Source organism: Bacillota bacterium (assembly GCA_023511835.1).
Lineage (GTDB): Bacteria > Bacillota > Sulfobacillia > JAIMAT01 > JAIMAT01 > JAIMAT01.
Window position 1 is genome coordinate 1 of sequence record JAIMAT010000109.1, and the last position, 5,401, is coordinate 5,401.

At 76.1% G+C, this 5,401-nt stretch carries 5 protein-coding genes; all 5 read left to right on the forward strand.

The window, feature by feature from the left end; genetic code table 11:
* The coding region (locus K6U79_10760) for a DUF3866 family protein (GenBank protein MCL6522831.1) at window positions 1-985 on the forward strand (985 nt) is incomplete at its 5' end.
* A 72-nt stretch (window positions 986-1,057) separates the two neighbouring features.
* A complete protein-coding gene (locus K6U79_10765; GenBank protein ID MCL6522832.1) occupies window positions 1,058-1,699 on the forward strand; it encodes a stage II sporulation protein M in 642 nt (213 codons plus the stop codon).
* A 148-nt stretch (window positions 1,700-1,847) separates the two neighbouring features.
* Window positions 1,848-2,966 (forward strand): alanine dehydrogenase, encoded by a 1,119-nt coding sequence (gene ald, locus K6U79_10770; GenBank protein MCL6522833.1) that lies wholly within the window; start codon window positions 1,848-1,850, stop codon window positions 2,964-2,966.
* Window positions 2,926-3,885: a site-specific tyrosine recombinase XerD gene (gene xerD / locus K6U79_10775; protein MCL6522834.1), complete on the forward strand. Its 960-nt coding sequence runs from the start codon at window positions 2,926-2,928 to the stop codon at window positions 3,883-3,885. Before ald ends, xerD begins: the two co-directional genes overlap by 41 nt.
* Complete coding sequence (gene selA / locus K6U79_10780; GenBank protein MCL6522835.1) at window positions 3,854-5,260, forward strand: L-seryl-tRNA(Sec) selenium transferase; 1,407 nt, start codon at window positions 3,854-3,856, stop codon at window positions 5,258-5,260. Before xerD ends, selA begins: the two co-directional genes overlap by 32 nt.
* Window positions 5,261-5,401 lie beyond the last annotated feature (141 nt).

A 5,401-nucleotide genomic window follows, 5' to 3' on the forward strand; every position in this document is an offset into this window, starting at 1 on the left:
GGAGCCCGAAGAGGCGCCGGCCTGGGCCTTCCCCCAGCTCCTGGGCGGCCCGCTCCGGGCCGGCCAGGCCGTCTGGCTCAACGTGACGGCCGTCCGCCTCGGCCTGGGGAGCGGCGGCCACCACCTGGTGGTCGCCACCGATCCGCCGCGCCCCCTGGAGGGGCCGCCCGCCGGCCACATCGTCAAGCTCCGCTACACGCCCTGGCAGCTGGCCGTCCTGGCCTGCGAGGAGGAGGGCGGCCCCGCCCGCGAGGCGCTGAGCGACCCCGCGCGCCAGGACCTGGAAGGCATGCCCGTGGTGGCGGGCGAGCTGCACAGCCAGCTCCTCCCCGTGGTCCTGGGCGCCAGGCGGGCCGGCCTCCGGCGCATCGCCTACGTGATGACCGACGGCGCCGCCCTTCCCGCGGCGCTCAGCGAGACGGCCTTCGAACTCCGTCGCCTCGGCTGGCTCGAGGCGGTCATCACCTGCGGCCACGCCTTCGGCGGCGACCTGGAGGCGGTGGCACTCCCCTCGGCGCTCCTGGCGGCCCGGTGGGCCGCGGGCGCCGAGATGGCGGTGGTCCTGATGGGGCCGGGTATCGCCGGCACGGGCACGCCCTTCGGCTTCACCGGCGTCGAGCAGGCCTGGAGCCTGCAGGCGGCGGCGGCCCTGGGCGGCCGGCCGGTGGCCGCGCTGCGCGTCAGCCAGGCCGACCCTCGCCCGCGCCATCGCGGCGTCAGTCACCACGCGCGCGCCACCCTGGGACGCCTGGCGGCGACCCCGGCCTGGATCGCCGTGCCGGCCCCCCCGCCGGTGGAGCTGCCCCCGGAGCTGCTCCGCCGTCACGCCTGGCTGGAGGTGGAGGGCGCCGAGATCGAGGCCGCCCTGGCCGGATCGCCCCTGCCGCTCCGCAGCATGGGCCGCGGGCCGGAAGAGGAGGGCCAACTCTTCCGCTTCGCCGCGGCCGCGGGCTACGCCGCCGGTCTCCTCGCCCCGCGCGCCTGAGCGGTGCCGCCGGGGCGGGCGGCCGCATGAGCGTCGCCTCCCCGGCATAGAGGTGGGACGAGGTGGTAGCTCATGCCGACGAGCGGGCGCGGGATCCGGCAGCTGGCGCGGGCGATCCAGGCGCTCGCGCCCTACCTCCTGCTGACCGCGGGCACCTTCCTCCTGGCGGCGGCGGCCGGGGCGCTGGCGCTGACGGCGCTGGCGCCGGCCCAGGCCGGGGAGGTGGCCGCCATGGTGGACGGCTTCCGGCGGCTCTTGGACAGCGGCCAGGCTCCCGCCGCAGTCCCGCTCTTCGCCCACGCCCTGGTGGGCGAGGTGCGCCTGCTCCTCCTCCTCTGCGCGCTGGGCTTCACCGCCTACGGCGCCCCCCTGGTTCTCCTGCTGGTCGCCCTGCGTGGCGCCGACATCGGCTTCACGGTCGCCGCGCTGGTGGCCCGGGCCGGCTGGCCGGGCCTGGTGATGGCGGGCACGGCCGTCCTGCCGCAAAACCTCTTGGCCATCCCCATCTGGCTACTGGTCTCGGCGGCCGCCTGCCACTCCTCCATGCTCCTCCTGCGCCGTCACCTGCCGCTCGGCGGCCGCCACCTGCGCCGGCGCGAGCCGCTGCCGCTGCCGCTCCTCACCGTCCTGGGCGCGGTAGGACTGGCGGGCGTCAGCGCCGTCCAGGCCTTCCTGGCGCTCCCCTTCGCGCGGGCGGTCCTGGCCCTCCTCTGAAAGGCGCCGCCCGTCGCCACACCCCGCCTCCCGGTCCCGCCCCCGCCGGCCCCCGTGCGCCGGACAGGCCCGGCGGGGCGGATGCTATACTGCACTCGGCTTCGTGAGTGGCCGCAGGTTGGCAGATTGCGAAGGGAGTGGCAGCCCGGTGAGGATCGGGGTCCCGCGCGAGATCAAACAGGACGAGGCACGCGTCGCTCTCACCCCGGCCGGTGCGGCGGCACTGGTCCACGAAGGCCACCAGGTCCTGGTGGAGAGCGGAGCCGGCCTGGGCAGCGGCTTCGATGACGAGGCCTACGCCCGGCAGGGGGCCACCGTCGTCCGCGAGGCGGCCGACGTCTGGTCGGGGGCGGAGATGGTGCTCAAGGTGAAGGAGCCGCTGCCCCAGGAGTTCGCCTACTTCCGCCCGGGACTGCTCCTCTTCACCTATCTCCACCTGGCGGCGGCCCGGGAGCTGACGCAGGCGCTCCTGGAGCACGGCGTCGTCGCCGTCGCCTACGAGACGGTCCAGCTTCCCGACCGCTCCCTGCCCCTCCTGACGCCCATGAGCGAGGTGGCCGGGCGAATGGCCGTCCAGATCGGGGCCCACTTCCTGGAGGCGCCGCAGGGCGGCCGGGGCGTCCTGCTGGGTGGCGTGCCCGGCGTCCCGCGCGGGGACGTGGTCATCGTCGGCGGGGGGACGGTGGGTGTCAACGCGGCCAAGATCGCGCTGGGCCTGGGGGCGCACGTCACCGTCCTGGACATCAACGCCGACCGGCTCCGCTACCTTGACGACATCTTCGGCGGTCGCATCACCACCCTGGCCTCCAACCGCGCCAACATCGCCGAGGCCGTCCACCGCGCCGACATCCTGGTGGGCGCCGTCCTCGTGCCGGGGGCGCGGGCGCCGCACCTGGTGACCGAGGAGATGGTCAAGAGCATGAAGCCGGGCTCGGTCATCGTGGACGTGGCCATCGACCAGGGCGGCTCGGTGGAGACCTGCGACCACGTCACCACCCACAGCAATCCGGCTTATGTGCGCCACGGCGTCGTCCACTACGCCGTGGCCAACATCCCCGGCGCGGTGCCGCGCACCTCCACCTTCGCCCTGACCAACGCCACCCTGCCCTACGTGGAACGGCTGGCCGGGCTGGGCTGGCGGGAGGCGCTGCGGCGCGACCCCAGCCTGGCGCGCGGGCTCCAGACCTGCGACGGCCGCGTCACCTATGCGGCGGTGGCCGAGGCCCATGGACTCCCGTACACGCCGGCCGAGAGCCTCCTGGCCTGAGCGCGCGCCCAGAGCGGCGCGGGGCGGGGCGCCGGAGGAGGAGCGGGTGGCCGCCTTCCTCGCCTACCTGGGCGTCGAGCGCGCCCTCTCGCGCCATACGGTGGCCGCCTACCGGCGCGACCTGGCCGACTTCGCCGCCTTTCTGCGCCTGCGCGGCGAGCGGCTGGAGTCGGCGGGGGCGGAGACGCTGGCCGCCTACCTGGTCGACCTGAGCGGCAGGAAGCTGGCCCCCTCCACCATCGCCCGGCGCGTGGCCGCCCTGCGCGCCTTCTACCGCTTCCTCACCCGGGAGGGCGTGCGCCGCGAGAACCCGGCTCTGGAGGTGGGGCGGCCCGCGCTGCCCCACCGCCTGCCGCGCGTCCTCTCCGTCGAGGAGGTGGACCGCCTCCTGGCCGCGCCGCCCGCGGGGAGCCCGCGCGGCTGCCGCGACCGGGCCATGCTGGAGCTGATGTACGCCAGCGGCCTGCGCGTCTCGGAGCTGGTCCAGCTGGACCTCTCCGACCTGGACCTGGAGGACCAGGTGGTGCGCTGCTGGGGCAAGGGCGCCCGCGAGCGGATCGTGCCCGTCGGCCGGCGCGCCCTGGAGGCGCTCGGCGAGTACCTCTCCTGGGCGCGGCCGCGGCTGGTCCGCGAGCGCCACCAGGAAGCGCTCTTCGTCAACGCGCGCGGCGGCCGCCTCACGCGCCAGGGCTTCTGGAAGCTCCTGCGCGGCTACGCGCGCCGCGCCGGCATCCGGCAGCGGATCACGCCCCACACGCTGCGCCACTCCTTCGCCACCCACCTGCTGGAGAACGGCGCCGACCTGCGCTCCGTCCAGGAGATGCTGGGCCACGCCGACATCGCCACCACGCAGATCTACACCCACCTGACGAAGGGATTCGTCGACGATGTCTACCGGCGATCGCACCCCCGGGCCTGAGGCGCGCCTGCGCACCCTGCCCGCCATGCACGAGCTGCTCGCCCACCCCGCGCTCCGCGCCTGGTCGGAGGGCGAACCTCCGGCGCTGGTCAAGCGTGCCCTCGACCTGGAGCTGGAGGAGCTCCGCCGCCGCATCCGCGCGGGCGAGCCGGCGGACCCCTCGCCGGACGGGATCGCCGCCCGCGCCCGGGAACGCTTCCTGGCGCTCCGCCGGCCGGTCCTCCGCCCCGTCCTCAACGCCACCGGCGTCGTCCTGCACACCAACCTGGGACGCGCGCCTCTCTCGGAGGCGGCGCTGGCGGCGGTGGAGCGGGTGGCGCGCGGCTACAGCAACCTGGAGTACGACCTGGAGGCGGGGCGCCGCGGCAGCCGCCACAACCTGGTCAGCGGCCTGCTGCGCGAGCTGACCGGGGCGGAGGACGGCTTCGCCGTCAACAACAACGCGGCCGCCGTCCTCCTGGCGCTCAGCGCTCTGGCGCGCGGGCGCGAGGTGGTGGTCTCGCGCGGGGAGCTGATCGAGATCGGCGGCTCCTTCCGCATCCCCGACGTCCTGGAGCAGAGCGGCGCCCGCCTGGTGGAGGTGGGCACCACCAACCGGACGCGCCTGGAGGACTTCCTCCGCGCCACCGGGCCCGAGACCGCCGCCTACCTGAAGGTCCATCCCTCCAACTACCGCATCGTCGGCTTCACCGCCTCGGTCGACCTGGCCGCGCTGGTGCAGGCGGCGCACCGGCGCGGCCTGCTGGCGCTGGTCGACCTGGGCAGCGGCTCGCTGGTCGACCTCGGCCGCATCGGCCTGGGCGGCGAGCCGACGGTGCAGGAGGCAGTGGCCGCGGGGGCCGATCTGGTCACGTTCAGCGGCGACAAGCTGCTGGGCGGGCCGCAGGCGGGCCTTTTGGTGGGCCGGCGGGAGGTGGTGGAGCGCTGCCGCCGCCACCCGCTGGCGCGGGCCGTGCGCATCGACAAGCTGACCGTGGCCGCGCTGGAGGCGACGCTGGCCGCCTACCGCCAGCCGGAGCGTGCCTGGGAGGAGATCCCGGCGCTGCGCATGCTCGCCCTGGACGAACGGTCGCTCCAGGTCCGCGCGCTCCGCCTGGCCGAGGCGCTGGCCGCCCGCCTGGGCCGCGCGGCGGTGGAGGCGGTGCCGGGCGAGTCGCGGGCGGGGGGCGGCTCGCTGCCCGAGCAGGCGCTCCCCACTTGGCTGGTGGCCGTGCGCGCCGCCGAGCCCGAACGGGTGGCCGCCCGCCTGCGCGCGGCCGACCCGCCCGTCGTCGCCCGCCTGCGCGAGGGCCGGCTGCTCCTCGACCTGCGCACCGTCCGCCCCGAGGAAGAGGAGCAACTGGCGACCGCGCTGCTGGGAATCCTGGCCCCCTGAGGCGGGCAGCCTAAAGGGCCGAGGAGGGAGTGACGTGCCTCGGTCCGGTCGGCTGCGAGGGCGGGCCTGGACGCTCCTGGCGCTCGTCGGGAGCGCGGCGTTGGCGCTGCTTCCCCCGGGGCCGGCGGCGCGGGCCGCTAC